The following is a 26,776-nucleotide window of genomic DNA, read 5'->3' as shown; positions in this document are numbered from 1 at the left end:
CCTACTTTCTTGTTACATCTTTAAGTGTCCATTTTCCATTTGGTTCGAGAATTAAATTTGTATACTCACTGTTCATCGCCCCAGTTACGACACCATGGTACATGACGACGACATCATTCTGCTCGAGCAATAATCCATTCGCTTGATCCAAGTAGTTTAAACGCTCTTCTTGGTCAACCGATGTACGAGACGCATCGACTAACTCATCAAACTCGGCATTCGAATATTGTGCACGGTTAGAAGAACCGATATTGTCAGTGTGCAAGTTCGGATAGAACATTTCTGATCCATCTTGTGTTAAGTTCGCCCAACTTAAGAACGTAATGTCAAATTGGCCAGCACGAGCTGTATCTAAGAATGTTGCCCATTCCATCGTTTCGATCTTTACATTAAATCCAGCTTCCGTTAACTGAGCTTGAGCAATTTCTGCCATCAAAATAAAATTATCACGGTTCGCAGTGAGTAGAGAAATCGTTCGATCACCATACCCATTTTCTTCAACAAGTTGCTTGGCGAGTTCCGGATCATAAGCTTGCCCTGCTGCGTTTTTTGATTCATTGTAACCAAATACCATAGGTCCTAATACGCTGTCGCTTCGAAGACCTAAGCCATTTAATTTACCAACGAATGTATCACGGTCTACAGCAGCCGCAACCGCTTTACGAAAATTCTCATCTTGATTCTCTGGTCGTGATTGGTTGAAAGCCAAATAGAAGACAGATGTTCCATCTTTTTTCTCAATATCGACATTTTGGATAGATTCAATTCGTGCAATCTGCTCACTTGGCAAGTTATCGATAAAATCAACTTCTCCTGTTTGAAGCATAGAGATTGCTGTTGATATTTCAGGGACAACTTTGAAAACGAGCTTCTTAATATCTGGTGCGCCGTCACGGTAGTCTTCAAATGCTTCTAGAACAACTTGGTCACCTGGTGTATAGCTGACAAACTTAAATGGACCTGAACCTACAGGGTTGCTCATCAAGTCTTGCGCTTGGTCAGCTGTTGGACTTACAATAGCTGCGTTTGAGTGTGCCAAAGAAGCTAAGAACGGCCCGTATGGATACTTTGTTGTGATTTTTACAGTGAATTCGTCTTCTACAGTAATTTCATCCACTGGTTCAAGTAAAGATGCACGTGGTGCAGCAGTAGCTGGATCACGCAATTTATCGAATGTGTACTTAACAGATTCTGCATTAAGAGGTGTCCCGTCATGGAAAACTACATCTTCGCGAATCTTAAAAATCCAAGTTAACTCATCAGGGTTTTCATACGATTCTGCAAGAGATGGAATCAACTCCCCTGTATCCGTATCGCGTTCAAACAGCGTTTCGTAAACATGTTCTTGGACATTGGCTGAAACCGAATCGTTTGTCAAAATTGGTGAAAGGCCGGCTACATCAGAAGTCGAAGCGTACACAAATTCTTCAATTTCTCCACCCCCTGCTTCTGTCGTTCCTCCTTCATTTGTTTGGCTTGGTGCAGAGCTCGATTCCCCTCCACAAGCCGCTAATACCACTGCTGCGATAAGTGCTACAAAAAGTACCCATACCTTTTTCATTCTTCATTTCCTCCCTTTTATTAGTTAATTCAGATCCATATTTGGATCCAGTGCATCCCGTAATCCGTCACCTACTACATTGAAAGCAAATACCGTTAGCATGATAGCAATCCCCGGAATTACAGTTAAGTGAGGGGATGTCCACATATAATCCTGACCTTGCGCAATCATTGCGCCCCATTCAGGTGTTGGAGGTTGAGCACCAAGGCCAAGGTAACTGAGTGCAGCCGTGGAGAGGATGGCGGTTGCCATACGCATCGTGGCAAAAACAATGATCGGTGCTAAAGCATTCGGAAGAATATGTTTCACCATGATCCGAAGGTCCGAAGCACCCATAGACTTCATCGCCATGATGTATTCCTTTTCCTTAATAGAGAGAACCGAACCGCGCACAATTCTCGCACACGTCGGAATGGACCAAATACTGATGGCAATAGCGACATTTATCAAGCTTGTTCCTAAAATTGCGATAATCAACATCGCTAGTAAGATACCTGGAAATGCGAACAACAGATCGACAAAACGCATAATGACGGCATCCCATTTTTTGTAGTAACCAGCCAGCATACCGAGCACTACACCACCGAGGAGTCCTAATGTAACGGCAGTGATCGCCACCACAAGTGAAATTTGTGCGCCATAGACAATGCGTGTCCATACATCTCTTCCATAATTGTCTGTACCGAGGATATGTCCTTCTGACATGACAGGTAATTCACTCTTAGTCAGTTGTTGTGTCGCAGGATCATAAGATGTAATCCAAGGTGCGGTGAGCGCCATAATAACTTGAATCGCAATGATGATCAGCCCAACTACCGCCAACTTGTTTTTCAACAATCGTTTCATTGTAGATACAACAAATCGATCTTTCTTCTTTGTTCGGACTTGAGGAGTCTCTACGGAGAATGTGGTAGACATCGTCAGCCTCCTTTCTATTCGTATTTGATTCGAGGATCTACGTACGTGTAAACAATGTCAACAATCAAGTTCACCACAACAAAAAGTGTGGCGACGAGTAGTACCGAACCTTGAACAAGTGGAAAATCTCGCATTGCGATGGCATCAATCATTAATCGACCTACACCGTTAATCGCAAATACTTTTTCTGTAATAATGGTCCCACCTAGTAAGAATCCAAAATTCAATCCAATGACTGTGATGACAGGAATCATGGCATTTTTCAGTGTATGGACCCAAATGACCTTTGTCTCTTTTACACCTTTCGCGCGGGCCGTTCGAACATAATCTGCACGAACCACTTCTAACATAGAGGACCTGGTCATTCGAGCAATCATGGCCGCTGAACCCGTTCCTAAGGTGATGGCTGGTAAAATCAGTTGTTTAAACCCTTCAGCTGTATAGAATGGTTCACTTAACCCTCCGACCGGAAGCCATTGTAAATTTACCGCAAACACTAAAATTAATAGAGCGCCTAACCAAAAGTTCGGAATTGATATACCGGCTAGTGCAAATGTAGTCGATGTGAAGTCTAGCCATGAGTTGTGCCGCAGGGCCGATATCAGTCCTGCAACGAGACCAATCACAACAGCGACCACCATACTAGCAATGGCTAACTTTAATGTGTTCGGAAAGCGAACGGCTATGGCATCCGCTACCGACTGTTTGGTTTGATAGGAGTATCCAAAGTCTCCTTGTACGGCATTTCCTAAATACCGGCCATATTGGACCAAGAAAGGATCATTCAACCCCAAATTTTCTCGTATGTTTTCTAAATCAGCTTCTGTGGCCGTCGGACCCCCAATCATGCTAGCCGGGTCCCCTGGAGCAATATACATGGAACCAAATACTAGAAACGAAATCCCGAGTAGTAGAAGAAGCAATTCTCCTACACGACGAACGATTAATGTGATCATTCCGTACCCCCTTATACATTTGTTAATCAATAATTATGTTTAAATTAACAAAAGTTAATTATTTATTGTTTTTGAGTATAAAACAGATAATTCTAAAAATCTACACTATTTTTCAAATAAATTTGAATTTACACATTTATTTTAATTAATATCGTATTATTTGTTCATTTAGTTACGTTTTGTTGTTAATTCTAAACTTTTCAGATACAAACGTAAGTAACAAACTATTCATTATAAAAACTTAATCTATACAACCTGTTTGTATAAAATTCTAAAAAATGGTAAATAAAAACCCCTGACAATTAGTCAGGAGCTATGTAAATCAAAATTATTAAAGTTTTAGACCGGAGCGACTTTTGAATCTTCGAAGTAAAATATGGCTTTCTACACGTGTAATCCCTTCAAAAGCATATAACTCTTCATTAATGAATTTTTCCAAACTTTGAAAGTCATCAACGAGGACGTGCATATGTAGAGTGGAAGGCCCTGTCATTTGATAACAGCTAGCCACACTTGCGTTTTCTGCTAAATTTTCGGCAACCTCGACCAATGATTTTGGTTCACAATCTACTTCAAAGAAAGCAGACACACTCTTTCCTACTTTTTCTGAATTGACAACTACCGTAAAGCGCTCAATAACGCCACGTTTCTGTAAATCATGTACACGTTCACGAACCGCTACACGTGATAAGTTTAATTCTTTTCCAATATCCACATATGACATACGCCCGTTTTGAATGAGTAGTTCAAGTATGCGCTTATCTGTTTGATCAATTTGTACAGTCATTCTATCTTCCCTCTTTAAAGAATACATTTTGTTTAAAATATACCCTATTTTAAAACATATTGAAACCACAAAAATATCATTTCGTTCATTTCGAAGGATATGCTTGTCGATATTTCCCGGGAAATAGTGAACCTTGTCAGTTTTTGCAAATGAAGCGAACCACATTCATTTCTTTATCGATGCCTTTAATTTCCGCTGTAACATGCTCAATCCTAATGCCATCGAGAAGAGGCGAGTCGCTCGAGATTTCTTCGAATACATCTTTTGCCATCACGATATCATGCCCCTTACTCAACTGTTGCATGCGGGCTGCGATATTGATTGTCCGGCCAAAGTAATCGAGTAAGTCATTGGCATTGACGGCAATTGCCGGTCCGTAATCTCTTCATCTGACCAAGCCTTCTTATAAATACGGTTGCTGCCAGGGGCGTCAAAGACATCCGCTATGGCTATAATCCGTCCAAAGATATGAATTTCTTCACCTTTTAACCCTTGTGGGTAGCCCCTGCCATTCCATCGTTCGTGCTGCTGATGGGCAATGAATGCCGCCACTTTTAACAGGTCCCGATTGGAATGTTTAAATACGTCATAACCAATCGTCGAATGCTCTTTCATCACATGATATTCTTCATCTTCCTTGTCTCTTGGTGGGGCGGATTTGCTTTGTCACCTCTTGCTATAGGAATTGTGTTCATTTCCAACATCCTGTTAGACCGACGCGATTTTATCCAGTGGTGGAACCGAGTCATCATGCGCAATAACGAACTATCTTTGTTATCGATTGTCTCGGACCAAATTTTCCATATTCTTATCCTCGCAGTCATTTTACATTACGGGCTCTAACCTAGTGAAACTTTCCCTCACTCCTCTCGTAGGTAACCTAAGGAGTGATTTTTATGTGGAAACAAAATCGACCACACGTGGAACTTGAGTCTACGTTCGTAGAGCGGGTATTCGTTTTTTTGAGTATAGGAATTTATAGTGTTTGGGTAGGTTGGCTTGCCTTAATATGGGGAGATATCCCCGCTGAGGTTCCGGGTCACTTTGGAATCAATGGAGAAGTGACACGATGGGGGTCAAAATGGGAATTGATCATGTTGCCAGTGATTTCTGGAGTACTGGGTTTCTTCATGATTTGGTTACGAAAGAAGCCAGAATGGCACAACTTTCCTGTTAACATAACAGAAGAAAATGCGCCTTTCTATTATCGATTGTCCCGAAATCTGCTTGTATGGATCACGTTTGTCATTGTGGCAGGGTTTGCGTGGTTGTCATGGGATGTCGTTCAAATTGCACGTGGCCATTCACCATTCTTAGAAAACTGGTTCATGCCAGTATTTTTGACGGGGACATTTGCGCCGGTGATTTACTTCTTCATCCAGATGTTTCGGTATCAGTCGAAACAAAAATCATAAAGGAGCTTTCCGATGGAAACTAAACAAAGAGGTAAATCAAGTTGGAAGACCCAGCTCTCTCAATTCCTCGTTGGAGGTATAGTAGGGTTCGCAATCGTCAGTTACTACTTTACCCATGACATCACTATCAGCTTAATGAGTGTTCTATCAATTCTACTCATCGCGATTGCTAGTTTTATTTTCGCTATTATTTTACACGAAACTGGTCATGCACTTGCTGGTAAGCTTTCGGGTATGGAAGTGATGAACCTTTCTTACGGACCCTTCATCTATGCAAAGACAAATGGAGCATCTAAATTCTATTTTAAGGCACCTGCTATGGGATACATAGGACGTGCAATGTTGCGCTTCCCCACACAATTACCAGATCATGAAATGCGGAGACGATTGATTCCTTTCATTTACGGAGGTCCTGTAGCGAATATAGTCGTAGCCGTCTCCCTACTCATTCCATCCTACATTTACGGATGGAGTGGCTGGTTTACATTTGCGCTAGTTCAACTGTTTACAGGTCTCTCAAACCTTACATCGATGGAAACTGGTGGTGCCCAGACAGACGGGCGAGTGATTGCGATGTTAAAAGGAAAAGAGCCAGGGGCAGATCTGTTATTGATCAGCTATAAGCTATTGCAACAAGACCCCACAGCCTCTGGACGTTGGACGAATGATGTCATGCAAGAAGCAGAAGAAATCATCTTACGTTATAAAAATTGGCCTCTTGCAGCGTCTTTATTGGCTTCTGTTAGTCCGTACTACTATTCTCGAGACCCCGAACGCATTATAGAGCTTTCCGAAGACAGAGCGTTTTTAGAGCGGACAAAGCAAAGTACTATTTTAGAAGACATTACAGATCTCTCGGTTATTACGAACTACTATTACGCTGGAAGATTGAGGACAGAACCGGGTATTGAAGAAAAGCTCCGCCAAATTAGTGACCGTGACAAGGTCTCTCGTCATCTGCGCGATGCGTATTTAGCACTTATTTCTGGTGATAGGAATGAGGCGATAACCGCTATTTATGCCACTGAAAAAGAGTTAGGCGATTGGCATCCACTCTATTTAGAAGCTATCGCTCTGAAGTCTGTGCTACGTGATTTACTCCAGGACGTAAGAAGCAGCTGACCCCATGAGGCCAGCTGCTTTTTAATTGAATGACGTAGCGGCATTCGATGCAGCCGCTTCATCTGCTTTCACGCAATCAATCGCGACTACCAATCCAATCATAATTTCTTCCATAGATTCCTTGTAGATGGTGACTTGATAGCTATCTCCCCAAGCAAACCATTCTTTCGATACACTCCCAATGACTTCTCCATTTTGAAGAACATCAAATGTCATGTCCCACCAATTCCCTTGTACTTCAATTCCGGCAGCGTCAATCGTGTAACGCGCTTTGAAGAAGGAGAACTCTTTTTTGATTGTGATCATTTGACGCCCGTTCACTTCTAGAAAGAACTGGGGTAAGAAACTAAAGGTTTTCTTCGTAACCATAGCAATTTCTGTGCGTGACGTGTCAAAGATACTGAAGGTCTTTGGAATCTTCATGAAGCTACCTTCTACAAAATAAGCATCGTTCTGGTTCTCATCTTTCACTGTGAATTGTCCATTTAAACTAAAGACTTTTTGTTTGATATAGAGTTGTCTCATATCCGCATCCCCTTCCGCGTTGTACCTACATATCTTTACGAAGTACGGAAGCAAAAGATTCAATTTCATGGCATACTAAACGAGAAAGGGTGTGTAGAAAAGTAGCGTCTCTCATTTTGTTTAAAGAAGCTACTAGTCTTGTCTATTTTGTTCCTTGTTTACGTTCACGTAAGACCGTCAATAGTTTTTGATTGATGGCTAAGTACTGTTCAACTTCTTGTTCCGATAATATACTAAAAAGCTCCAAACGATGCTTACGGCCCAACTGAGTCGCCTCTTCCAGCACTCGCTCTCCTGCCTCTGTAATAGAAAGCTTGGTTTGACGGCGATCTCCCTCAACTGCTAAACGCTCTACCAATTCTAACTTTACAAGTTTGTTCCCAATATTGGTCATCGCACCACCTGTAAAATGTAATCCTTCTGCAAGTTTCATCGAATTTTGTGGACCTTTTCGTTTCAACTCAGCCAACACGAGGATTGGTGAAATACCAAGTGGATGTTCGAATTCTTCATTCCAGCGCATAATTGCCTCATTTGTCACTGCTTCAGCAGAATGAATCAACTCAAATAAATCTTTCGATTTCTCTGTCATATCCATCCCCCTCTTTCTCTTGTATTTTAGCACTAAACAATATAAAGAAGAAGAGAAGTGCATGGTTCTCTCCCATGCACTCCTCGAGCATTTATTCGGATTCCATTTCTGCTGGTTCTGATTCGTTTAAGTCTACGTCTACTGAAGAAATGAAGTATTTTGTCCCTTCAACTCCATCTACAACTACTTTCTTACGATCAAAGAGTGACACTGTTTGAATCTTTTCCATTTCTCCCGTTTCGGGATCTTGCGCGTAAATGCGGTAACCAATAATTGCGTCATCGCGAACGGCATGCCATGAAAGTGTACTCGTTGCTTCATTTAAGGAGATGTTTGAAGGCGCTTCGGGTTCTGTTTCCAACACGCTAGAATCTGATACAAGCTTTGTCGTAACCACTAGACGTTGATCGTGCGATCCAACATCCCGGTTAAATGTTCCTGTACATGTAATCAAATTCAACATTTGTTGATTTGACGGTCCAAAAATCTCACGTATTGGTGCTTCTTCAGTTTTATAGCTCACTTTATTCGTTACTTCAAACACCATCTCTCGTCCAGTGGAGTCTGTAATAATGACTTGCTCTCCTACTTCTATATCTTTAAGATCATAAAAGATAGCAGGTCCGGTTGTGCTGTCGACGTGGCCCGCTAGAACAGAGTGTCCCTTTGCCCCCACTTTGTATCCAGGTTCAAACCACCCTACTTCGTCCGGATCATCCGGAACCCCCATTTCACCATTTTCCAATACGCCTGTTGGTTGTACAGTAGCTTTAACTCCAATAGAAGGTATTTCAATAGTCTGGGGTTCCATTCCCTGAATCGCATTTAAACGTTGCTTTTGCAATTCTTTCAATTTTTCACGTTGCTTAGGGAGAATCGGGAATTCGGCGATTTTATCGACATCGTCTTGAATCTCCGTCAATGTTTTTACTTTTTGACGGGGCGGTTCTTTCGATTCTGTCGATTGCCCTTCTGCTCCTGTCGGCTCATCTCCTATCGGATCTAACATTATAAATAGACCAACAATCAGAAGTAATGCCACAACAAGTGGTAAAAAGCGTTTCATCATGAATACCCTCCTCCCTTCAACGAGAATTCTTTAGTATTAGTTTTGTGCATTTCGTTGGCGGTACATTACAGCTCCTGCTGAAAGAAGAATCAATGTACTTAACGCTACCCATAGGTTCATCGTAGAGTTTGCTTCTGAACCACCAAGACCTGTGGCTGGCATTTTTTCAGGTGCCGTTGTCGTAAATTCTTCTGGGAACTGGTCGACAATCGCAAAACTCAACAATTCTCCAAGGTCGAACATAATCGCATATCCATCGCGATACGTAGAATAGGAGCCGTCAAAATCACCTGTCACATAAAAGTTGAATGTATCGATTACAAACTTTTCATGTGCAGCAATTGCAGCAACTGTATCTTCTAAAGGCATTCGCCCTTCTGTCGCTTCACTTAAGAATGTTCCCAGCTCTTCAGCAAATGCGTTCGTTAAGGCCTGTGTTGCTTCATCAATCGCCTCTTGATCTTCATTTGCTCGAGCAAATGCTAAATCACTTTGTGCAGAAAGATGCTCTCCTGTCCAAATTTGTTCAAACTGAGTGGCTGCTTCCTCACCGTAAAAAGTGGAGATTGCGCCAGTAAACTCAGCGGTATTTTGGTCCTGCGCCCAGTCTACAAAGTCAAAGTCTTCTGAAGCTGTGAACCCTTTTGTTAAGCTTAGGTGTGCTAGTGCAAAGTGTTCTGCTGCGAGACGATTAACAGTCGAACGGAAATCACCAGCTGGCGTGTTCGGGTCTGTAAATTGGTCGGGGAACTGTGCATGGATCGCTCCACTGATTGCAGCTCCTGCTCCAAAAATTTGTTTAAACCCTTCTAAATAAGTCATATAAGACGCTTCGTACTCGCCCTCCACATATAAATCAAATGTATCTTGAACGAAGTCTTCATGTGTCCGTAACGCTTCTTTTGCCCCGTCCGCTGGAAGATTTCCTTCAGTAGCCGTTCCTAAGAAGTCGCCCATCTCGGTAACGAATGCTTGAATCCCATCCAATGCTTCTTGCTTTAGTTGTTCATCTCCATTTTTCACAGCAAGTGCGTAGTCATCCGTCCCTGTGTTGTGTTTATCAAAGATTTCAACGAATGCCGCACCGCCTTCTTCTCCATAAACAGAAGCAATGACTGGTTCCATATCTGCTGCATTTTCATCGAGTGCATCCATTGCTGCTTCTGCTGCTTCATCACCATCATAAATCTTCATCATGCTATCAACAGCCAGTACATAGTGTTCAGATAACAAGGCATCTAAAGTTGCCCGTAGCTCAACACCGGAAGTATCAGTTGTGGGTGCTTGTTCCGCAGCACTCGCTGTTGTGATGCCAGATAATAAAAGAACAGCCCCGGCAAGCGGAGCTATAATTTTTTGTTTCTTCATAGTATCCACTCCTTCATTTTTCTCTATAACGAGCTAACGAAAGAATTCGCAGAATGGATCACTTTTTAACGAAGAATTGTTGAAGTAATTGCTGATTTTGCTCCAGAAACACACGGTTTTAGACACGTGTGTATTTGTTTCGTATACTCAATTTAATTGGAGGGGATCAGATGGCGACGCGATGGATTTTTGGAAGTCATCTTTCACATGACTTACCCATTGTGAAAGAAGCAGATAAAGAAACGGATGTTTTTTTGTTTGTCGAAGCGCACTCTCGTTCGACCTGGCAAAACTACCACAAACAGAAGCTTGTTCTCGTGTTTTCAGCAATGCGTCACTTTGCGGAAGAACTAAAAAACAAAGGATATACGGTAGATTACCGAGAGGCAGAGTCGTTTCAAGAGGCATGGGAGAAACACGCTGAAGAAGACAAAGAAGCCATACGGAAAAAGGCTGCATCTTTAAAAGCGCAGCTAGCTTCCGGTGCGTTTCATCTAGACAACAAAACAACCTCCTACTCGGACTGAGCGGGAGGTTGTTTTTATGCAAAGATCGTTTGAACGAGCATCATATAGAAAATCGTTCCCCCTGCGATGGAGAGTAACATATTGCGCTTCCATATATGTAAACCGACAATCAGTAAAATCCCAAGTATCTCGGGTAACCCGTATAATCCCCCGGTCCATTCCACATCTTTCACACTATAAATCACCAATAGGCCAAGTACAGCTGGCGGTAATAAGCGTCCTAAGAACAACACATAGCCTGGCGTCGGTTTATCCGCTGGGAAAATCCAGAACGGTAAAAACCGCGTCAACATCGTACCGAGTACAACTACTGCAATCGTTATAATCTGTTGCGTCAATGTCAAAACGGCTTCACTTCCCTTCGCTCAAGCGGCTTCCGGAAAGCAATTAAAATTATCAAAATCCCGATCATCGCCGGAATGACGAACTGATTCGCGCCAAATATCATCAGTGCAGCAACGGATGCAACCAGCCCAATCATCGCACTTGTATGGCGTTTTTCTTGTAGCCAGTTTTCTAAGAAAATCACCACAAACAAAGCCGTCATTACGAACAACAGGCCATCTGTATTGAATGTGATGAATTGACCCAGTACTGCCCCAATCGTCGAACCTCCCACCCAATACATGTGATTGTAGAGCGTGACAAAAAACATGAACCATCCTTTATCAATCGTGGGATCTGGCTTCGCTGTATAATTTATAGAAAATGATTCATCACACATGCCGAAAATTAGATACAACTTCTTCTTCCCAACAGAATGGTATTTCTCGAGCATCGATAGCCCATAGAACAGGTGGCGCGCATTCACCATAATCGCTAGCAAAAACGCTTGAAATGGAGCAAACGCCATCAATAAAAGGTTCGCTGTAATAAATTCAATGGAGCCTGCAAAAATAAAAAAGCTCATCAAAATCGGGAAGATCGGATGAAACCCTAATGAAGTCATATAGATTCCGTACGCCGCTCCTAAAAACGTGAATCCGGCTAGTATCGGAATGGTCGCAGGAAAAGCCGCACGTGCTGCTCTTCTTAAAGGTGATGCCATGGTGCAACAGCCTCCTTCTCTCTCTACCTCAGTTGTACCATATTTCCATTCCTATAAGTATCATTATTTTCAGGTTTATTTTAAATTCTACAGATAAGCCTTTGACAATTTCCAAAAAGTGCTGTAAATTACTCAATGGACGAACATTAATAGTGTTTTAAATTAAAATATTCGTTTTTAGGGGATGGAATGAATGGAAAATGTATTTGATTATGAAGATATTCAGTTAGTACCAAATAAATGTATCGTTGAAAGTCGGTCAGAGTGTGATACGTCGATTCAATTTGGAAACCACACGTTCCGATTACCTGTCGTGCCTGCAAACATGCAGACCATCATTGATGAAAAAATCGCTATGTATTTAGCGGAGAACGGGTACTTCTACATCATGCACCGTTTCCAGCCGGAAGCACGCAAAGCATTCATTGAGAGGATGCAGGAAAAAGGACTTGTGACATCGATCAGTGTTGGGGTAAAGCCAGAAGAATACACGTTTATTGAAGAATTGAAACAACAATGGCTTGTTCCTGATTACATTACAATTGATATCGCACACGGTCATTCGAATGCAGTCATCCGGATGATTCAACATATTAAGTCGCATATTCCAGAAACGTTCGTCATTGCAGGAAATGTCGGAACACCAGAAGCCGTTCGTGAACTTGAAAATGCAGGCGCCGATGCAACAAAGGTTGGGATTGGACCAGGAAAAGTGTGTATCACAAAAATCAAAACAGGATTTGGCACAGGTGGCTGGCAGCTCGCTGCTCTTCGACTGTGTGGAAAAGCTGCAACAAAGCCAATCATTGCAGACGGAGGAATCCGTACACATGGCGATATTGCAAAATCTGTTCGTTTTGGTGCTTCGATGGTGATGATCGGGTCTTTGTTTGCAGGGCATGACGAGTCTCCAGGAGAAGTGAAAGAAGTCGACGGGAAAGTCGTGAAGGAATACTTTGGTTCTGCTTCTGAATTCCAAAAAGGCGAACGTAAAAACGTCGAGGGGAAGAAAATGTTTGTCGAGCATAAAGGTAAACTACAAGACACACTGACAGAAATGGAACAAGACCTACAATCAGCGATTTCGTACGCGGGTGGCGACACACTAGACGCACTCCGTCACGTCGACTATGTTGTTGTCAAAAACTCTATCTTTAATGGAGATAAAGTGTATTAAACTAAATGACCCCTGGGATTCAACCCAGGGGTCTTATTTGGTAACATCTTTCCAACGATACCCGATGCCCCAGACAGTTACCAAGAACTGATCGATTGGGAATTCTGCCTTTTTTAATTTATCCCGAAGATTACGCATGTGGGAATCTACGGTACGTGGATCTGTATGGGTTGCATAATCCCAAGCTATGGCTAGCAACTGTTCACGGCTATACGTTCTTTTGGGATGCTTCATAAGGGCTTCTACCAATTGATACTCTTTCATTGTCAACCGGACATGTCCGCTGTCCCAAATGAGCGCGTAACTTTCTGTATCGAGTCGAATACCATCTATTTCAATCCCTGCAGGCTCTGGCTCTGGAACTCGCCTCAATAGGGCAAGGACTCGAGCAACCAACTCTTCTTCATCAAAAGGCTTCGTGACATAATCGTCCGCACCAAGCGTCAGCCCTTTGACCACCGCTTCTTTTCCTTCTCGTGCAGTTAACATCAAGATTGGTACTGTTGATAGCTTACGAATCTCCGCACACACTTCGAACCCATCCATCCCCGGCATCATAATATCTAAGATGACGAGATGAATGGTCTGCGTACGCATCACATGAAGCGCTTCGGCCCCATTCATTACTTTCACACAGTCGAACCCATGAGGTTTTAAAAACAACTCGACCAATTCGACCATGCGCCGTTCGTCATCTACAAGTAAAATTTTTTTCATCTCTCTCACCTCTTACATTACAATAGTGAAGATTGTTCCTTTTCCTAATTCACTGTTCACTTGAATAGAGCCACCATGGGCCTCCACCAGCTCTTTAACAATAGACAGACCAAGACCCGACCCTCCATGCGAACGAGATCTTGATTTCTCGATCCGGTACAATCGGTCAAAAATGGCCTCACGCTCATTCTCCTCAATTCCTTGCCCTTGATCCATTACTACAATTCGCGTCTTTGCCCCCTCCCGGTGAACGCGAATCTGAGTATCTATTCCTTTCCCCCCATACCGCCGAGCATTGTCTAACAAATTCACTAAAATCTGTTCAAGACGCAGAGGGTCTGCATACGTGACCACACCAGGTTCAGTAGTATACAGTAAGTGACTATTTTGTTGTTCAAATGATGGGGCCAATCGCTGACAAATTCTCTGCACAAAAGGCTCCATTTCAATTTGCTCTTTCACGATGCGAAAACTCGGATCTTCAAGCTTGGCTAATTCAAATAGATCCTCTATCAGTGCAGTCAGTCGAACGGTTTCTTCCCGAATAATTTCTAGATACCGCTGTTTTTCAGCAGGCTGCACATCTAGTCGCATCGCTACTTGTGAATAACCCGCCAAATAGGTGAGCGGTGTACGAAGTTCATGAGAAATGGAAGATAGAAATTCAGTTCGATTTTTTTGAAGATGTTCTAAGTCTCGTGCTAACTTTTGAATAGAGGCTGCCAATTCTCCAAGTTCATCTTTACTTTCAATTGGAAGCACTACATTGAAATTGCCTTTACTTAACTTTTCTGTCGCAACTTTCATCCGGTTGAGAGGCTGCGTCAAAAAGCGTGTCACAAGCAAATAGATCACGCCAAGAATAAGCAAACTGCCTACCCCTGCTAATAAAAAGTGGAAGTTTAACGTGTCCATCAGTGCTTGAATCGCTGACGTACTCTGTAGCATGACAAGCGTTCCGGACTCCCCTGTCTCTGTAGTAAATGGATGGGCACTGACTAAATAGGGTTCGCCCCTCCACTCTCTCTGTAAAATCGTATCTTCAGTAATCATAGAAAAATCCCAGCGCGAGGCGATTTGCTGCCACTCCGCCGAAATCTGCCCAGAAGCATCGACTATTTGTTGCTCTTCATCCAAGAGTGCAACACCTCTGTCATTGCGCGACTCCATTAATAAGATATGATGGATGGTCTCTTCAGAAAAATTATCTTCTAAAACCTCCCGGTGATTCGCGCCGGTATCCAGTTGTCGCGTATACTCTTCATCCAATCGTGCTTGTTCGATATTTGGATGCAGATACATCATCAAGAGGCCTTCTAACAATAGGATTGTCACTAAAAAGCACACAGCCAATTTTACGGACAGTTTGCTCATTTTCCCCCTCCTCCTTGCAAAAAAGAGCCCCCCACGATGGAGAGACTCTCACGATGTTAGTTTACAGGAGATAGTTCACTTTCTGTGACCCACTTGTGGTTGGTCACTTCATCTCCAGTTACTTTATCCGTATAGTTTACCATATAGACCGTTGTTTCTTCAGCTGAATCAATGGTAGCGGTAGCACCGTCCATTCCCTCCATGTGGTCAGCATCGAGCGTAACTTCTGTACCCACTTCTAGAGGTGCTTCGCCAGCATCTTCTAATTCTTCATGGACAACCCATTTATGATCTTCGACCGGGTCTCCTCCAGATGTCGGTGTATAACTGACTGTATAGATGGTTGTCTCAAACGCGCCCACGATTTCAGCTTCTACCCCTTCCATACCTTCCATATGCGCATCTGTTATAAGAGCTGTTTCGCCAACAGCAAATGTTGGATTTTCAGCTTCTTGTAAGCCAGATGGAATGGACCCATCTGTCGAATGATTCATGGAACCATGATCCATCTCTCCGTGACCCATCTCACCATGCTCTTCCATTTGTGACTCATCCATCATCATGTCGTCAGTAGCATCTCCACAAGCTGCTACTAATAAAGCTACCGTGAGTGTGGCAGTAGCGAAACCAGTATATTTTTTCATTGGGAATGCCTCCTTTATCTTTGTCTCTTTTAGCATACCCACAAAATATGAAAAAATTGTGCAGATGATTAAATTGAGTTACTTTTTTCTCTTTTGAAATACCAGTCAACAGTCTCGTTATCTGTTTGACAAGGTGCCGAGTAAAGATCACGGTACAGTTCATTCCCTTTTCCAGTGATGACAACCCAATCACCAGAGCATGCTTGCTCAAGTGCATAGGCAATCGCTTTCGTCCGGTCATCGATACGTATACCCGTAAACTTTAATTTTGTAAGTTGGTTGCGCATATCTTGAACAGGTAGTCCGTTCAAATCATCGAAGGTCAATATCTGAATGTCACTCCCCTTTTCAGATGCTTCAATCATTGCCTGTCGCTTTGTTTCATCTCGCCCTCCTCGAAAACCAAAGACATGAATCACTTGGCCTTTTGCAAGCTTACGGACACTGGCTAGTACTTGCGTGAAGGCATCTGCTGTGTGCGCATAATCAATCACGACATGTCGATTTCCTGATACATGAATGACTTCAAATCTTCCCGGAACGCCTGAAAACTCTTTAATGACTCTCTCGACAACCTGTTCTTCTACAATCATCTTTTTAGCGATTGCAGCAGCGAGCACCGCATTAATTTGATTGTGAAATGGAATGTTACTATCTGCAAAACGTGCGACAGCATCTTTGGAAAGCTCGAGTACGTGATGAGACTCATGTTCAAGTTTCTCTGCTATACGACGCCCCCAGTAACCTTCCGTCCAAACAACCGCTACACCAGCCGGCTTTAGCTGATCAAAGAGCTTCGCTTTGACTTGAAAGTACTCTTCCATTGTGCCGTGATAATCCAAATGGTCTTGATCAAGATTTGTGAATACAGCAAAATCGAATTCGATTCCTTCAATCCGCAGTTGGTCAATGCCATGCGAGGATACTTCCATGATCACCACATCATCTTGACTTTCATGCAGCATACGCTGAAAATTTAGGCTGTCTGGAGTCGTATTCGGAGACGGCAATTCTTGTCCATTGATGATGTATTGTACAGTCCCGAAAAGTGCGCACTTTTTCCCCGCCTTCTCAAGCATTTCTTTTAAATAAAATGAAGTGGTCGTCTTCCCATTCGTGCCGGTGATGCCGATAACGGTTTTGGTTGCAGACGGATTGTTATAATAGCGCTTCGCAGCAATCGCCACAGCTTTGCGAGAATCTTTGACTTGTATGTATGGAACTTTGAGGGACGTTAGTGGTTTTGTACCAACGATCGCAACAGCCCCTCGTTCAATTGCATCTTCTATATAGGCATGGCCATCAAAAACATGGCCCGTCAGTGCAAAAAATACATCTCCCGGGCGAACCTTCAGCGAATTTGTTTCAATTCCTGTTAGTTCTATTTTAGGTAAAGGGTCTTGTGATAGGGGTGCAAGTAATTCATCTAGCAGCATAAATTCGACTCCTTTATCGGATAGGTGTAGAGGTCAAACGCCATTTCTTTTGAACAAAGTTGGCGAGAACGAGCAATACAAAAGTATAGATGAGTAGCGCAAGGATAGATTGCCATGTATAGATATCTACTTGGTTCCCCGCAACTGTATAGAGTGTGATAAGTGGCAGTTTTCCAATGGCCGTCGCTAGTAAAAATGGTGTCATCTTGATTGTGGACAATGCACCGACAACATTCACGAGCAGTGATGGGACCACCGGAATCAATCGAGCGATTAAAATTACTTGAAAGCCGTTCTTTCCCATCTGCGTAAATAAGCGGCGTGCTCGATCATGGCGTACCACGTACATAGCGGCTTTTTTATGAAATAGGTAGCGAATCGCACTAAAGATCAAAAATGTCCCAAGCAGGGATCCGAATACATTGATGGGAAGACCTATTCCCACAGGAAAGGTAAATCCGATTGTCCCATATAGAAGTGGGAGCGGTAAAACCGGAACCATTGAGACTACAATGACGGTCATAAATGCGACAAGTGCCGTCCATATGCTCGGTTCAGTAAGTAACGCTAGTAGTGAGTCTGTCATTGAAGCCTTTTCCACTCCTTCATGCACATGTATGTTTAGTATAAATTTCATTTCTCTAATAAAAAAGCGAGGAATGATGATTTGGGGAAAAATGAACCAAATGACACGCTCTTTTCATACCCCCCGTTAGTATAGTATCATTAGAATGGAGAAAATCGTAAAAGTAGATGGAGGTGGAAGCGAATGACAGTTGAGAAGCAAAGATTCGCTGTAAACGGTGGGATTGGATTCGGTTCAAAATTAACGGGAAAACAACTTTTAGTGCTGACATCGTTTATGGATGAAAAAGACGAGCTTGAACTGACTACCTTCCAGCAGCTCTATATTGATATTCCTCAAGCAAAAGTGGATGCCGCCCTTACAGCATTCGAGGACGCGGGATTATCAGTTTATCCTGTAGGGAATTTTGTAAAGAGTTTACGCACCTGTAATTTTTGTAAAGGTTCGGAGCAAGAAGGCATGCCTGTAGCGAAAGAAATCAATAACCGGATAGCTGGACGGCCAATGCCATTTACAGTTCGAGCCGCCTACACAGGGTGTGCGGTTGGTTGCGGTGAACCTCGTACAAATGACATTGGAGTGATGAAAATAAAAGAGACTTATTCTTTGTATGCAGGTGGTAAAGCAAAAGGGATTGATGCTCAACTTGGTCAGATTCTAATAGAGGGGGCTTCTCCTGACAAACTTTATATGGCTATAGATCGAGTATTAGATTTGTATGCCGCACAAGGGAAAAAAAGAGAGCCTTTGTCTAAGTTTGTAGATCGTTATGGGATAGAGGCAATGCGTAACCTTGTTGCACACTAAGTTTGTTGCATCCGCTTTCAAAACAATGTATACTAGTCTTCCTGCCCATTTTCAGAAAAATCGACAGGGAACTTGAGAAAGTTCATTTTTCGTGAGAGGGATGATTGGATGAATAAAGAACAATTAGTTAGTCAAGCACGTGAAATCAAAGAGCGCGCTTATGCACCGTATTCGAAGTTTCCTGTTGGCGCTGCGCTTTTAATGAAAGATGGCCGTGTATTTACTGGCGTGAATGTTGAGAATGTCTCGTTCGGAGCAACAAACTGTGCGGAGCGTACTGCAATTTTCACAGCGATTACGGAAGGCTATAAAAAAGGTGATTTTGCGGAGATTGCGGTGAATGGAAATACGGAAGACTTCCTTCCACCGTGCAGTATCTGTCGTCAAGTCATGGCAGAATTCTTCGAGCCCGAAATGCCGGTCCACTTAACGAATGATAAAAATGAAATTTACACATTGGCGTTAAAAGAACTACTGCCAATGGCGTTTACGGATTTAGATATGTAATACCAAAAACCACTTCGTGCTTGCGAAGTGGTTTTTAGTTTAATTCACAGGTAATGCCACCTTTGACCTCTCTAAAAAATGCCAGATGACCAGGCCTAAAATGGCTCCCGTCGCGCTCGACGCCATAAATCCTGGCATGAAGAAGAATGCTCCGACTTGTGTGCCCATAAAAATAGCCGCGTATGGGACAGCTACTAATGAGGCTAACACTCCTGTCCCTACAAACTCTCCGATAGCTGCAAAACCAATACGTCGTGTATAACGGTAGAGTAGCCCCGCTAGTACAGCTCCTAAAACACTTCCTGGAATCGCTAAGAGTGAGCCGGTCCCAGTAAAAATACGAATCAACGCTGTCACAAGTGCCACAACGCCAGCTCCCACTGGTCCAAATAGCACGGCAGAAATCACATTAATAGCGTGTTGTACCGGAAAGGCTTTGGCCACACCAAGTGGTATCCAGATAAACAGAGAACCTAAGACCCCAAGCGCGCTCAACATCGCCATTTGCGTCAATCGTTTCAATTCCATACGGCACTTCCTTTCTTGAACTGAGCAATGGTCTCTTTACGATTTGTCGAGCCTGCAATCGCAGAAATCACAGCTATACCTGTTGCTCCCGCTTCCCACACCACATGGGCATTGTCTTCGGTGATGCCCCCAATACCTACGATTGGGACGTCCGGGTACAAAGCATGTACCTCTTGAATTACTGAAACACCTGACGGGGGACGGGCATCCGCTTTCGAGTTAGTTGCAAAGACAGGACCAATTCCTAAATAATCAGCCCCCTCTTGCACAGCTCGAATGGCTTGTTCAAGAGTATGAACGGATACGCCGAGCTTCCGGTTCGGTCCAATTTGCAGACGAGCAGCTTTTACAGACCCATCGTCTTGTCCGATATGAAGACCATCTGCATCGCTTGTTATACACAACTCCACATCATCATTTATGAAAAAAGGGACATCGTGACGCGCACATAACTCCTTGCAGTTGAGTGCTAGTTCAAGTAACGCTTTACCAGACTTGGCATGCGGCCCCTTCTCTCTCAGCTGAAATTCTGTAATACCTGCTTCCAACGCTTCTTCTAAGATTTTCTCAACAGGTAGATCTTGATTATCGGACGTGCCCATAATGAAGTATAGGTGCCTGTGCATCTTGTTTCTCCTCCTCTCCCTGTCCGTATACTCTATATGCCGCATGATGTGTAGGACCATGACCGGCTCCAAGCGATAGAGGATACTGAAGTGCCGCTTGAATAAACCGTTTCGCAACCGTGCAGGCCGCTTCTACCGAATGATCTTTGGCGAGCTCTGCTGTCAACGCTGCGCTAAACGTACATCCTGTCCCATGTGTCTGATGTGTCGCTATCCTTTGGGTAGACAGGCTGAACTCTCTACCGGACTGGTCCAGGTAAAGATCCGTCGCAAATGGCCCCTTTCGATGCCCACCTTTTAAAATCACAGCCTTTACACCTGTCTTCAACAACATTTCCATAGATCTTCGTGCACTGCTATCATCTTCAATCGTCAGTCCTGTCATCAACTCCATCTCAGGAACATTCGGAGTGACAATAAATGCTTTTGGAAGAAGGAGTTGCGTCAATGACTCGATCGCGTCTTGTTGAAGCAACGTATGCCCTCCCTTTGCAACCATTACTGGATCCACAACAACTGTATTCCAAGAATAGGCATCGATGGCTCGCACAACTTGTTCAATAACAAACGAATCACCTAGCATCCCGGTCTTCACAGCTGCAGGCTGAAAATCAGTACCGATTGAATCCAGCTGGGCTTTTAAAAGCTCCGGTTCCACCATGCCGACACGCTGGACTCCAAGCGTGTTCTGAGCTGTAACAGCAGTCAATGCAGAGACTCCAAACACCCCACGTTCTTGAAATGTTTTTAAATCTGCCTGAATACCAGCACCTCCTCCACTATCAGATCCTGCAATAGTTAGCGCAACTGGATAGGTCATGAGATAGACACCTCCTTAGTTGCAAGTGCGTCTAAGAGCGCGGCAGGAAATCCACCCATCCCACTTTTTACAGCGATTTCGCCAGCACGGCCATACTCATGCAACCTCTCCCGGATTGCCTCAAGGCTAGCGTCTTGAACGAGCCAGGCTGCAAGTAGGCTGCTCAGTAAACAGCCTGTTCCGACTGCCTTGGTCATATCGGGGTGCCCTGAGTCGTTTGTCAACACAACGTTGCCATCTGAAACGAAATCTACTTTTCCTGTAATGACTACTGTTGTGTTATAGACTGTAGACAGTTCAAGAGCGAGCGCTGACACATCCTGGTTTCCTGTCCCTGCATCAATCCCTCGACCGCGCCAGTCTTTACCTAAAAGCGCAGCGGCTTCTCCTGCATTGCAACGAATAAGTGTCGGTTGAGCTGCTGCAATCACTTCTTTGGCAGATTGCAATCGGTACGCTGAAGCTCCTGCCCCTACTGGATCCACTACGCGTGGAATTCCCTTTTCAACTGCGGCTTCTCCGGCTACTTTCATACTGCGTACAGTGCGCTCTGTCAGCGTGCCTAAGTTTAAACTGAGTGCGTCTGCTAGCTGCACAAGTTCAGCCACTTCTCGCTCTTCATCTCCCATAATGGGCGATGCGCCAGCTGCAACTAGTCCGTTCGCCACAAAATTTGCGACCACGTAGTTCGTGATGCAATGAACAATTGGAACAGGTGCGATGTTATTAACGCTCATACGCTGGCACCTCCGATTGAACAACCCACTTTTCCTGAGTCCAAGCCTGCTCCCAAAAATGCCACTCGTAATATGTGCTGCGTTTAAAGTGCGCTTTTAGTTCTTGTAGACGCGCAGGTGAAACGTCTGCGGCCAACTGATCCATCCGGTCCTTCTGCTCCTCGACAAGCGACGCAAACCACTCAGACCCGTATGTGGCAATCCAGCGCTGATAAATCGGATTGTCAGGTGTTGCCCCTTGAAGATGGACACCAATTTCATAGTACAACCAGTAACATGGAAGCAGTGTAGCCAGTACGTCTGCTACATCCCCTTGAGCTGCGCGATACATGTGAGACACGTAAGCATATGCAGAAGGTGAAGGCTCGAATGTCTCCCATTCAGACTCAGTCACACCCAAAATCTGCATAAACGATTCATGCAAACTAAGCTCGGCCGCACACGTTTGCTCTGCATGATGGGCGAAGGCACGCGTCATTTGAAGATCGGTCGCTTTCACAGCGCCGAGTGCCTGTACCTTTGCGAAATGTGTTAAGTAATAAGCGTCTTGCATAACGTAATACCGGAATACATCCTCCGGCAATGTTCCGTCTGCTAACCCCGTGACGAATGGATGATGAAAACTGCTCTCCCAGCTGTCTTTAAACTCTTCTCGTACCTCTTTGCAAAAACTCATAATATCCCATCCTTTCTGACAACAAAAAACGCCACTTCCCCGAAGGAAAGTAGCGTGAAGCCGTCAAAAAAGACTACCAGAACGGTCGCGCCACTTCCCTCCGCTGGTATAATCCAGATCAGGTTCAAAGGGTCCGGACACTTGTCCGTCTCAGCCTCTTCGGCTCCCCTAGTGGATGTGCATGTAGTTGTCGCGATTACTATACCATACTTTTTTTACGGTGCAAAATCATTTTGCAAATGTCACGTATACCGACTCCGGTCGGAAAATGATGTTGTCTTTAAGTTGTTCGACCATATGCGCTGTCATGCAGGAGGATGGTGAGCTAGAGGAGGCTTCTCCATCTGGCGCTTTTTATTTTGTCTCGAGAACCGGTACAGGTTCAAAGTACGTATCAAATATCTCTTTATAAAGCTCATACCGCGGAAGCATATTGTGCGTGAGCAGTCCTTGCGCTTCCATTTCAAAAAACTCATCTTTCGTTACGATTCGGGCATCGACTACTTCGCCCACTTGATAGCTCAACTCATCCAACGAAATCCTCTTTGGAAGTCGCGTGACATATACGTCAATCAAAGAATCATTTCGGATTTGTTCGCCGAGCAAGATCATTTCATCTGAGTTTAATAATAAACCTAATTCTTCTTCTACTTCGCGAGCAGCTCCTAGTAAAGAAGACTCTCCCGTGGTAATCGAGCCACCTGTCGACTCCCATTTCAGACCGTGTGGTTTCGCTGGATCGCGTTGTGATAAAATCAAACGACCATCCGGCAAGAATGTCCAAACATCAATCACAATATGGTAATCACCTTCAACAAGCGCTGGTACACTTCCACGGACATGCGTGCGCCCTGTTAGCTTTCGGTCTTTCGTGTACACATCCCATAACTCCATCGTGGCACCTCTTTTCCCATAAAATCCGTCCCAAAAAACTGGTGAGGTTCTACTATAGTAGATTTTCCCATTGCTTGTCCAAACAAAACCTTATGCTCTTTACAAAAAATTAGCATTCCCTTCATTCTCTCTTAACACAAACTACGTATACTACGAGATAGAAAGGATGTGTTCAGAGATGAACTTTGACTTCCACACGCACGGCAAACTCACCAAATACGACGAATTTTCTTTGAAGTACTTTCGCATATTGGTAAAAGCTGCACAAGAATCTGGACTCGATGGATTCGCGCTTACGGAACATTTCAACACACGCCACTTCTTTGATGTCTTCGGAACATTAGATGATTTCTATCCTTATCAAGACGGATACTATTTAGTGGAAGGCATTCGCGTCTTTCCTGGAATCGAGGTCCATACGAAAGAAATGGACCACCTTCTACTCATTGCAGACCGTACTGTCATTCGAAACTTACGTATGCAACTTCAACCGTTTACACATAAACTAAATTATATCTCATTCGAAAAATTAATGGATTTGGTAAAACTTGAAGAAGTTTTAGTCATTGGTGGTCACCCGCTCGCGCATCAAAAAGCCTACTTCGAATTATATCCAAGCCATCTTGAAAAGCTAGATGCAATCGAACTGAATGCTAAAGATTTATCAATCCTTTCAACAACTGAATCCGTTCAAGAGGTTTATTATCTCGGAATGCGCCTTGCAAAACCAGTTGTCGGAGGAACAAGCGCATTTCACAAAAATCATTACGGTCGGGTCTACACAAAGCTCCATACGACCTGTTCAACCGTAAGGGATTTAAAGCGAGCTGTGCAAAATGAACAATTCACGGTAAAAGTAGCACCTGCTGCAAGCGGTATGTTTTTGCATAACGGGGCCGCTCCTGAACTAGGTGTCTGGGGCGAGCCCTATCTATAGAATTAAAAAATGAGACGTCCTCACTTGAGGGCGTCTCACTATATTTTTGACCCCTCGGATCAAAAATCTATTCAAGAAATTAAATAAAATATTTAAATACTTAGCCATACTACACTTGAGATATAGGATTTAGATGCAATAATTAGACTAGATGCATACAATAATTTAAAATTAATGTATTACAAAGTATTTAATGAATTCATTTAAGAAAGGAGCTTACTTATGCGCGAACTAACACTAGCTAAAATTCAACAGGTGGCGAAAAATTCTGATGCAGCAGTTATTGAAGTTGTGAAACTTTATAATGCTAAATCTGAAAATAGTAATCGCAAGGCTGTGCGAGGCGGTACTAGAAGACCACGTTGCAGTGATGAAGAGAAAGTTCTTTCGAGGTTCACTCTTAAATGAATGAATTAAATTATGAAGAGATTAAACAAAGACTTCTTTCTCTTGTTCCAATAAAAGATCAAAAACGTGAAGTTATGTTACAAACGGCTTCCATTTTAACTGAACTTGTGGAGTCTGAACAAGTAGGTGCAAAGCCGATAATTGTCGGTGGATTATCGGTTGAAATTTATACTGCTAGTGACTACACAACGCGAGATATAGATTTTGTTACGTCTTCAAGCACCCTTTTTGCTGAGCGCCTCCTTAAAGTTGGGTTTAAAAAAGAAGGTCGAATTTATTTTATGGAAGAGTTAGAGTTAGTAGTCGATGTGGTAGCCAACTTTCTTGAAGGAGACTATAATCGAGTTCAAAAACTCCCTATAGATATGGATGGTAGATTGAGTTATGTATTTCTTATTTCTGTAGAGGACATCATATTGGATAGATTAGATGCATTTGAGAATGAAGATACTCGTTATTGGGGCCTTGAACTATTAACACGGTGGTATGATGAAGTAGATTTGGACTATTTACAGGAAGAGGTAAACAAAAAATTTTTTAAGACTCAAGAAATGTTTAGCGAATGGTTAGCCGTTATAAAAGAACAAAGAGAGAGCTCGTAAACATACGCGTGTCTAAAAGCTCTCTCTTTTTTCCAACTATTTTCCACTTCAGGAATTGCCATTTCAATCCAAATCAACGCTACATAAACGCCTGCGAAACTCCCTTGAATTATGATACAATCCCAGGAATCAACTTATTAATAAACGATTCTTGATAAACAGCAACTTTCTTTTGCTTCATCATATCAACTAGCTCTTTTAATTCGCTAGAAGTAATCGACTTGAGCTTATCAATCCGATTTTCCGCTAACTTCATATCAGATGAATAGCCTTCTTTAATTAAGAGATTTACTCCTTGTATATAGGTGCAACTATCCATGTACCAAAAAGAGACTGAATTTCCGTATTTCCGCTTTATTTTATCTGCAATTACTATACCTTCTGGATCAAGATCTCCTGAATACTGAATACGAAATCCTTCCGCAACTAAAGAATCAAGCAACTTCCACCCTGCTAATCGCAATTGTCCATGCGTACAAATGATGGGTTGTGTTGGATTCAACTCCATAATAGTCGAAGCAACACCAGAGTTTTCAAGAACCCAAACAGTAGAGCCACTAGCCGGAAATACACATGTTACTTTAAGTACTTCTTTCATAGGAAGATTCAATACCGTGCTTGATTCACAAGCAGCCTTCCATACAGGATGAATCACGCCATTGATTTCCGCAAGTAAATTTTGACAGGTGACGAAGCTCCATAAGTCGTCTCTTAGAATTCCATATAGACCTAGCAATTCATTTTCATCTTCTAATGAGTAAGAATAGAGAACCTCATTTCCTAGGTATTGTTGATGAACACGAAGCGCATGTAAAAGCATGCGGCCGCGAATATGACTTCTGTCAAGTCCGTGTGGATCACCTGTGGTAGCTTGCGCGACAAAAGGAAGACGAGTTATGGCTCCTTCCTGAAGATGTATAAAATGAAATGCCCGTTGAATGAAAGCAAGCAAACTCTTCATCTCCTTTTTATCTTCATCCACTATACGCCATAGCCAACTAGTTGTAGTAGTCCTCTCTGCCATCCAATCGACATACCAATGTATAGATGAAAACTTCTGTTTCATCTGCTGAATAAAGTGTTGGTCCTTTTCGACTTGTAATGATTTCTGCTGTTGCCGATTGAGTAATTCTTCGCCATAAAATGCTTCGAGAAGTTGAAGCAATGAATGGTCACGAAATCGAGTGCCTGGTAATGATTTTTCAAATTGAAGAAGTGTGATAGAAGATTTCCTCTGTAACTCTTGAAAAGAAATACCTGTGAACCCTGACAGCTCTTGAATTTCTGCTTTAGAAAATTTTGCAAGACTCACACTTCCTCCTATTCTTCCTAATCCTTCATAACGCTTGCGAAACAGATGGAACAATTTTTGAAACACAGATTGTTTCTTCAGGAGTGCTATTTCATCCAAG

The 26,776-nt window shown here is 43.1% G+C and carries 33 protein-coding genes and 1 riboswitch; of the genes, 9 read left to right on the top strand and 24 right to left on the bottom strand.

Annotation, left to right across the window (positions count from 1 at the left end):
* Position 1 precedes the first annotated feature (1 nt).
* The 6 genes from JOD03_RS06695 to JOD03_RS06670 form a co-directional block, all read right to left on the bottom strand.
* Positions 2-1,561 carry an ABC transporter substrate-binding protein gene (locus JOD03_RS06695; RefSeq protein WP_204590068.1) on the bottom strand — a complete coding sequence of 520 codons (1,560 nt, stop codon included), beginning with the start codon at positions 1,559-1,561 and terminating at the stop codon, positions 2-4.
* A 24-nt stretch (positions 1,562-1,585) separates the two neighbouring features.
* Complete coding sequence (locus JOD03_RS06690; RefSeq protein WP_204590067.1) at positions 1,586-2,479, bottom strand: ABC transporter permease; 894 nt, start codon at positions 2,477-2,479, stop codon at positions 1,586-1,588.
* Between the two features lie 14 nt (positions 2,480-2,493).
* Positions 2,494-3,435, bottom strand: coding sequence for a nickel ABC transporter permease (gene nikB / locus JOD03_RS06685; protein ID WP_204590066.1), 942 nt, complete (start codon positions 3,433-3,435; stop codon positions 2,494-2,496).
* Between the two features lie 331 nt (positions 3,436-3,766).
* Positions 3,767-4,222 carry an Lrp/AsnC family transcriptional regulator gene (locus JOD03_RS06680; RefSeq protein WP_204590065.1) on the bottom strand — a complete coding sequence of 152 codons (456 nt, stop codon included), beginning with the start codon at positions 4,220-4,222 and terminating at the stop codon, positions 3,767-3,769.
* A gap of 136 nt (positions 4,223-4,358) precedes the next feature.
* Positions 4,359-4,496 (bottom strand): hypothetical protein, encoded by a 138-nt coding sequence (locus JOD03_RS06675; RefSeq protein WP_239584870.1) that lies wholly within the window; start codon positions 4,494-4,496, stop codon positions 4,359-4,361.
* A gap of 17 nt (positions 4,497-4,513) precedes the next feature.
* On the bottom strand, positions 4,514-4,837 hold the full coding sequence (locus tag JOD03_RS06670) for an HD-GYP domain-containing protein (protein WP_204590087.1): 324 nt from the start codon (positions 4,835-4,837) through the stop codon (positions 4,514-4,516).
* Between the two features lie 281 nt (positions 4,838-5,118).
* Here JOD03_RS06670 and JOD03_RS06665 point away from each other — a divergent pair, with 281 nt between their 5' ends.
* Both JOD03_RS06665 and JOD03_RS06660 read left to right on the top strand, forming a co-directional pair.
* The gene (locus tag JOD03_RS06665) at positions 5,119-5,637 is read left to right on the top strand and encodes a DUF1648 domain-containing protein (RefSeq protein ID WP_204590063.1); all 519 of its coding nucleotides are present in this window, start codon (positions 5,119-5,121) and stop codon (positions 5,635-5,637) included.
* 12 nt (positions 5,638-5,649) lie between these two features.
* Positions 5,650-6,759 (top strand): M50 family metallopeptidase, encoded by a 1,110-nt coding sequence (locus tag JOD03_RS06660; RefSeq protein ID WP_204590062.1) that lies wholly within the window; start codon positions 5,650-5,652, stop codon positions 6,757-6,759.
* A 21-nt stretch (positions 6,760-6,780) separates the two neighbouring features.
* Here the strand turns inward: JOD03_RS06660 and JOD03_RS06655 are convergent, their stop codons facing one another.
* From JOD03_RS06655 to JOD03_RS06640, 4 genes are all read right to left on the bottom strand, one after another.
* Complete coding sequence (locus JOD03_RS06655; RefSeq protein ID WP_204590061.1) at positions 6,781-7,284, bottom strand: LURP-one-related/scramblase family protein; 504 nt, start codon at positions 7,282-7,284, stop codon at positions 6,781-6,783.
* A gap of 142 nt (positions 7,285-7,426) precedes the next feature.
* Positions 7,427-7,876, bottom strand: a complete 450-nt coding sequence (locus JOD03_RS06650) for a MarR family winged helix-turn-helix transcriptional regulator (protein WP_204590060.1) — start codon at positions 7,874-7,876, stop codon at positions 7,427-7,429.
* 91 nt (positions 7,877-7,967) lie between these two features.
* Positions 7,968-8,945 (bottom strand): class F sortase, encoded by a 978-nt coding sequence (locus JOD03_RS06645; RefSeq protein WP_239584869.1) that lies wholly within the window; start codon positions 8,943-8,945, stop codon positions 7,968-7,970.
* A gap of 36 nt (positions 8,946-8,981) precedes the next feature.
* A complete protein-coding gene (locus JOD03_RS06640) occupies positions 8,982-10,313 on the bottom strand; it encodes a hypothetical protein (RefSeq protein WP_204590059.1) in 1,332 nt (443 codons plus the stop codon).
* Positions 10,314-10,483: 170 nt separating this feature from the next.
* Between JOD03_RS06640 and JOD03_RS06635 the strand changes: the two genes are divergently transcribed.
* On the top strand, positions 10,484-10,840 hold the full coding sequence (locus JOD03_RS06635) for a cryptochrome/photolyase family protein (RefSeq protein ID WP_204590058.1): 357 nt from the start codon (positions 10,484-10,486) through the stop codon (positions 10,838-10,840).
* 14 nt (positions 10,841-10,854) lie between these two features.
* Here JOD03_RS06635 and JOD03_RS06630 read toward each other — a convergent pair whose 3' ends face one another.
* Together JOD03_RS06630 and JOD03_RS06625 are read right to left on the bottom strand one after the other, a co-directional pair.
* Positions 10,855-11,184 carry a branched-chain amino acid transporter permease gene (locus tag JOD03_RS06630; RefSeq protein WP_204590057.1) on the bottom strand — a complete coding sequence of 110 codons (330 nt, stop codon included), beginning with the start codon at positions 11,182-11,184 and terminating at the stop codon, positions 10,855-10,857.
* Positions 11,181-11,888, bottom strand: a complete 708-nt coding sequence (locus JOD03_RS06625) for an AzlC family ABC transporter permease (RefSeq protein ID WP_204590056.1) — start codon at positions 11,886-11,888, stop codon at positions 11,181-11,183. The genes JOD03_RS06630 and JOD03_RS06625 overlap by 4 nt, the downstream gene beginning before the upstream one ends.
* A 193-nt stretch (positions 11,889-12,081) precedes the next feature.
* On the opposite strand from JOD03_RS06625, the gene guaC reads away from it, so the two are divergent.
* Entirely contained in the window at positions 12,082-13,065 is a 984-nt protein-coding gene (gene guaC / locus JOD03_RS06620) for a GMP reductase (RefSeq protein WP_204590055.1), read from the top strand.
* Positions 13,066-13,098: 33 nt separating this feature from the next.
* On the opposite strand, the gene JOD03_RS06615 is transcribed toward guaC, so the two are convergent.
* The 5 genes from JOD03_RS06615 to JOD03_RS06595 form a co-directional block, all read right to left on the bottom strand.
* Positions 13,099-13,782, bottom strand: coding sequence for a response regulator transcription factor (locus JOD03_RS06615; protein WP_204590054.1), 684 nt, complete (start codon positions 13,780-13,782; stop codon positions 13,099-13,101).
* A 12-nt stretch (positions 13,783-13,794) separates the two neighbouring features.
* A complete protein-coding gene (locus JOD03_RS06610; protein ID WP_204590053.1) occupies positions 13,795-15,156 on the bottom strand; it encodes a sensor histidine kinase in 1,362 nt (453 codons plus the stop codon).
* Between the two features lie 56 nt (positions 15,157-15,212).
* Positions 15,213-15,800, bottom strand: coding sequence for a YdhK family protein (locus JOD03_RS06605; protein WP_204590052.1), 588 nt, complete (start codon positions 15,798-15,800; stop codon positions 15,213-15,215).
* A gap of 68 nt (positions 15,801-15,868) precedes the next feature.
* Complete coding sequence (locus JOD03_RS06600; RefSeq protein ID WP_204590051.1) at positions 15,869-17,236, bottom strand: Mur ligase family protein; 1,368 nt, start codon at positions 17,234-17,236, stop codon at positions 15,869-15,871.
* Positions 17,237-17,249: 13 nt separating this feature from the next.
* Positions 17,250-17,822, bottom strand: a complete 573-nt coding sequence (locus tag JOD03_RS06595) for a TVP38/TMEM64 family protein (protein WP_204590050.1) — start codon at positions 17,820-17,822, stop codon at positions 17,250-17,252.
* Between the two features lie 183 nt (positions 17,823-18,005).
* Between JOD03_RS06595 and JOD03_RS06590 the strand changes: the two genes are divergently transcribed.
* A complete protein-coding gene (locus tag JOD03_RS06590; protein ID WP_204590049.1) occupies positions 18,006-18,629 on the top strand; it encodes an NAD(P)/FAD-dependent oxidoreductase in 624 nt (207 codons plus the stop codon).
* 108 nt (positions 18,630-18,737) lie between these two features.
* The gene (locus tag JOD03_RS06585) at positions 18,738-19,136 is read left to right on the top strand and encodes a cytidine deaminase (protein WP_204590048.1); all 399 of its coding nucleotides are present in this window, start codon (positions 18,738-18,740) and stop codon (positions 19,134-19,136) included.
* A 39-nt stretch (positions 19,137-19,175) separates the two neighbouring features.
* On the opposite strand, the gene thiW is transcribed toward JOD03_RS06585, so the two are convergent.
* From thiW to JOD03_RS06555, 6 genes are all read right to left on the bottom strand, one after another.
* Positions 19,176-19,664, bottom strand: coding sequence for an energy coupling factor transporter S component ThiW (thiW, locus tag JOD03_RS06580; protein ID WP_204590047.1), 489 nt, complete (start codon positions 19,662-19,664; stop codon positions 19,176-19,178).
* Entirely contained in the window at positions 19,655-20,290 is a 636-nt protein-coding gene (thiE, locus tag JOD03_RS06575) for a thiamine phosphate synthase (RefSeq protein ID WP_204590046.1), read from the bottom strand. Before thiE ends, thiW begins: the two co-directional genes overlap by 10 nt.
* Complete coding sequence (gene thiD, locus JOD03_RS06570; protein ID WP_204590045.1) at positions 20,250-21,110, bottom strand: bifunctional hydroxymethylpyrimidine kinase/phosphomethylpyrimidine kinase; 861 nt, start codon at positions 21,108-21,110, stop codon at positions 20,250-20,252. Before thiD ends, thiE begins: the two co-directional genes overlap by 41 nt.
* Complete coding sequence (gene thiM, locus JOD03_RS06565; protein ID WP_204590044.1) at positions 21,107-21,847, bottom strand: hydroxyethylthiazole kinase; 741 nt, start codon at positions 21,845-21,847, stop codon at positions 21,107-21,109. The genes thiD and thiM overlap by 4 nt, the downstream gene beginning before the upstream one ends.
* Positions 21,837-22,523, bottom strand: coding sequence for a thiaminase II (gene tenA, locus JOD03_RS06560; protein ID WP_204590043.1), 687 nt, complete (start codon positions 22,521-22,523; stop codon positions 21,837-21,839). Before tenA ends, thiM begins: the two co-directional genes overlap by 11 nt.
* Before the next feature lie 78 nt (positions 22,524-22,601).
* A riboswitch (TPP riboswitch) is annotated at positions 22,602-22,703 on the bottom strand.
* Between the two features lie 174 nt (positions 22,704-22,877).
* The gene (locus JOD03_RS06555; protein ID WP_204590042.1) at positions 22,878-23,417 is read right to left on the bottom strand and encodes an NUDIX domain-containing protein; all 540 of its coding nucleotides are present in this window, start codon (positions 23,415-23,417) and stop codon (positions 22,878-22,880) included.
* Positions 23,418-23,595: 178 nt separating this feature from the next.
* On the opposite strand from JOD03_RS06555, the gene JOD03_RS06550 reads away from it, so the two are divergent.
* The 3 genes from JOD03_RS06550 (at position 23,596) to JOD03_RS06540 (ending at position 25,364) form a co-directional block, all read left to right on the top strand.
* Complete coding sequence (locus tag JOD03_RS06550; protein WP_204590041.1) at positions 23,596-24,354, top strand: PHP domain-containing protein; 759 nt, start codon at positions 23,596-23,598, stop codon at positions 24,352-24,354.
* A gap of 222 nt (positions 24,355-24,576) precedes the next feature.
* Positions 24,577-24,762, top strand: coding sequence for a hypothetical protein (locus JOD03_RS06545; RefSeq protein ID WP_204590040.1), 186 nt, complete (start codon positions 24,577-24,579; stop codon positions 24,760-24,762).
* On the top strand, positions 24,759-25,364 hold the full coding sequence (locus JOD03_RS06540) for a DUF6036 family nucleotidyltransferase (protein WP_204590039.1): 606 nt from the start codon (positions 24,759-24,761) through the stop codon (positions 25,362-25,364). The genes JOD03_RS06545 and JOD03_RS06540 overlap by 4 nt, the downstream gene beginning before the upstream one ends.
* 109 nt (positions 25,365-25,473) lie before the next feature.
* Here JOD03_RS06540 and JOD03_RS06535 read toward each other — a convergent pair whose 3' ends face one another.
* Positions 25,474-26,775 (bottom strand): TIGR02679 family protein, encoded by a 1,302-nt coding sequence (locus tag JOD03_RS06535; protein ID WP_204590038.1) that lies wholly within the window; start codon positions 26,773-26,775, stop codon positions 25,474-25,476.
* Position 26,776 lies beyond the last annotated feature (1 nt).

The organism is Chryseomicrobium aureum (genome assembly GCF_016909155.1).
Lineage (GTDB): Bacteria > Bacillota > Bacilli > Bacillales_A > Planococcaceae > Chryseomicrobium > Chryseomicrobium aureum.
This window is presented reverse-complemented; position numbering and strand designations above follow the sequence as displayed.

Bases quoted from the DNA above. Each gene is read 5' to 3' on its own strand.
- JOD03_RS06695 (WP_204590068.1), bottom strand. From the start codon at position 1,561: ATGAAAAAGGTATGGGTACTTTTTGTAGCACTTATCGCAGCAGTGGTA.
- JOD03_RS06690 (WP_204590067.1), bottom strand. From the start codon at position 2,479: ATGTCTACCACATTCTCCGTAGAGACTCCTCAAGTCCGAACAAAGAAG.
- nikB (WP_204590066.1), bottom strand. From the start codon at position 3,435: ATGATCACATTAATCGTTCGTCGTGTAGGAGAATTGCTTCTTCTACTA.
- JOD03_RS06680 (WP_204590065.1), bottom strand. From the start codon at position 4,222: ATGACTGTACAAATTGATCAAACAGATAAGCGCATACTTGAACTACTC.
- JOD03_RS06670 (WP_204590087.1), bottom strand. From the start codon at position 4,837: ATGAAAGAGCATTCGACGATTGGTTATGACGTATTTAAACATTCCAAT.
- JOD03_RS06665 (WP_204590063.1), top strand. From the start codon at position 5,119: ATGTGGAAACAAAATCGACCACACGTGGAACTTGAGTCTACGTTCGTA.
- JOD03_RS06660 (WP_204590062.1), top strand. From the start codon at position 5,650: ATGGAAACTAAACAAAGAGGTAAATCAAGTTGGAAGACCCAGCTCTCT.
- JOD03_RS06655 (WP_204590061.1), bottom strand. From the start codon at position 7,284: ATGAGACAACTCTATATCAAACAAAAAGTCTTTAGTTTAAATGGACAA.
- JOD03_RS06650 (WP_204590060.1), bottom strand. From the start codon at position 7,876: ATGACAGAGAAATCGAAAGATTTATTTGAGTTGATTCATTCTGCTGAA.
- JOD03_RS06645 (WP_239584869.1), bottom strand. From the start codon at position 8,945: ATGATGAAACGCTTTTTACCACTTGTTGTGGCATTACTTCTGATTGTT.
- JOD03_RS06640 (WP_204590059.1), bottom strand. From the start codon at position 10,313: ATGAAGAAACAAAAAATTATAGCTCCGCTTGCCGGGGCTGTTCTTTTA.
- JOD03_RS06635 (WP_204590058.1), top strand. From the start codon at position 10,484: ATGGCGACGCGATGGATTTTTGGAAGTCATCTTTCACATGACTTACCC.
- JOD03_RS06625 (WP_204590056.1), bottom strand. From the start codon at position 11,888: ATGGCATCACCTTTAAGAAGAGCAGCACGTGCGGCTTTTCCTGCGACC.
- guaC (WP_204590055.1), top strand. From the start codon at position 12,082: ATGGAAAATGTATTTGATTATGAAGATATTCAGTTAGTACCAAATAAA.
- JOD03_RS06615 (WP_204590054.1), bottom strand. From the start codon at position 13,782: ATGAAAAAAATTTTACTTGTAGATGACGAACGGCGCATGGTCGAATTG.
- JOD03_RS06610 (WP_204590053.1), bottom strand. From the start codon at position 15,156: ATGAGCAAACTGTCCGTAAAATTGGCTGTGTGCTTTTTAGTGACAATC.
- JOD03_RS06605 (WP_204590052.1), bottom strand. From the start codon at position 15,800: ATGAAAAAATATACTGGTTTCGCTACTGCCACACTCACGGTAGCTTTA.
- JOD03_RS06600 (WP_204590051.1), bottom strand. From the start codon at position 17,236: ATGCTGCTAGATGAATTACTTGCACCCCTATCACAAGACCCTTTACCT.
- JOD03_RS06595 (WP_204590050.1), bottom strand. From the start codon at position 17,822: ATGACAGACTCACTACTAGCGTTACTTACTGAACCGAGCATATGGACG.
- JOD03_RS06590 (WP_204590049.1), top strand. From the start codon at position 18,006: ATGACAGTTGAGAAGCAAAGATTCGCTGTAAACGGTGGGATTGGATTC.
- JOD03_RS06585 (WP_204590048.1), top strand. From the start codon at position 18,738: ATGAATAAAGAACAATTAGTTAGTCAAGCACGTGAAATCAAAGAGCGC.
- thiW (WP_204590047.1), bottom strand. From the start codon at position 19,664: ATGGAATTGAAACGATTGACGCAAATGGCGATGTTGAGCGCGCTTGGG.
- thiE (WP_204590046.1), bottom strand. From the start codon at position 20,290: ATGCACAGGCACCTATACTTCATTATGGGCACGTCCGATAATCAAGAT.
- thiD (WP_204590045.1), bottom strand. From the start codon at position 21,110: ATGACCTATCCAGTTGCGCTAACTATTGCAGGATCTGATAGTGGAGGA.
- thiM (WP_204590044.1), bottom strand. From the start codon at position 21,847: ATGAGCGTTAATAACATCGCACCTGTTCCAATTGTTCATTGCATCACG.
- tenA (WP_204590043.1), bottom strand. From the start codon at position 22,523: ATGAGTTTTTGCAAAGAGGTACGAGAAGAGTTTAAAGACAGCTGGGAG.
- JOD03_RS06555 (WP_204590042.1), bottom strand. From the start codon at position 23,417: ATGGAGTTATGGGATGTGTACACGAAAGACCGAAAGCTAACAGGGCGC.
- JOD03_RS06550 (WP_204590041.1), top strand. From the start codon at position 23,596: ATGAACTTTGACTTCCACACGCACGGCAAACTCACCAAATACGACGAA.
- JOD03_RS06545 (WP_204590040.1), top strand. From the start codon at position 24,577: ATGCGCGAACTAACACTAGCTAAAATTCAACAGGTGGCGAAAAATTCT.
- JOD03_RS06540 (WP_204590039.1), top strand. From the start codon at position 24,759: ATGAATGAATTAAATTATGAAGAGATTAAACAAAGACTTCTTTCTCTT.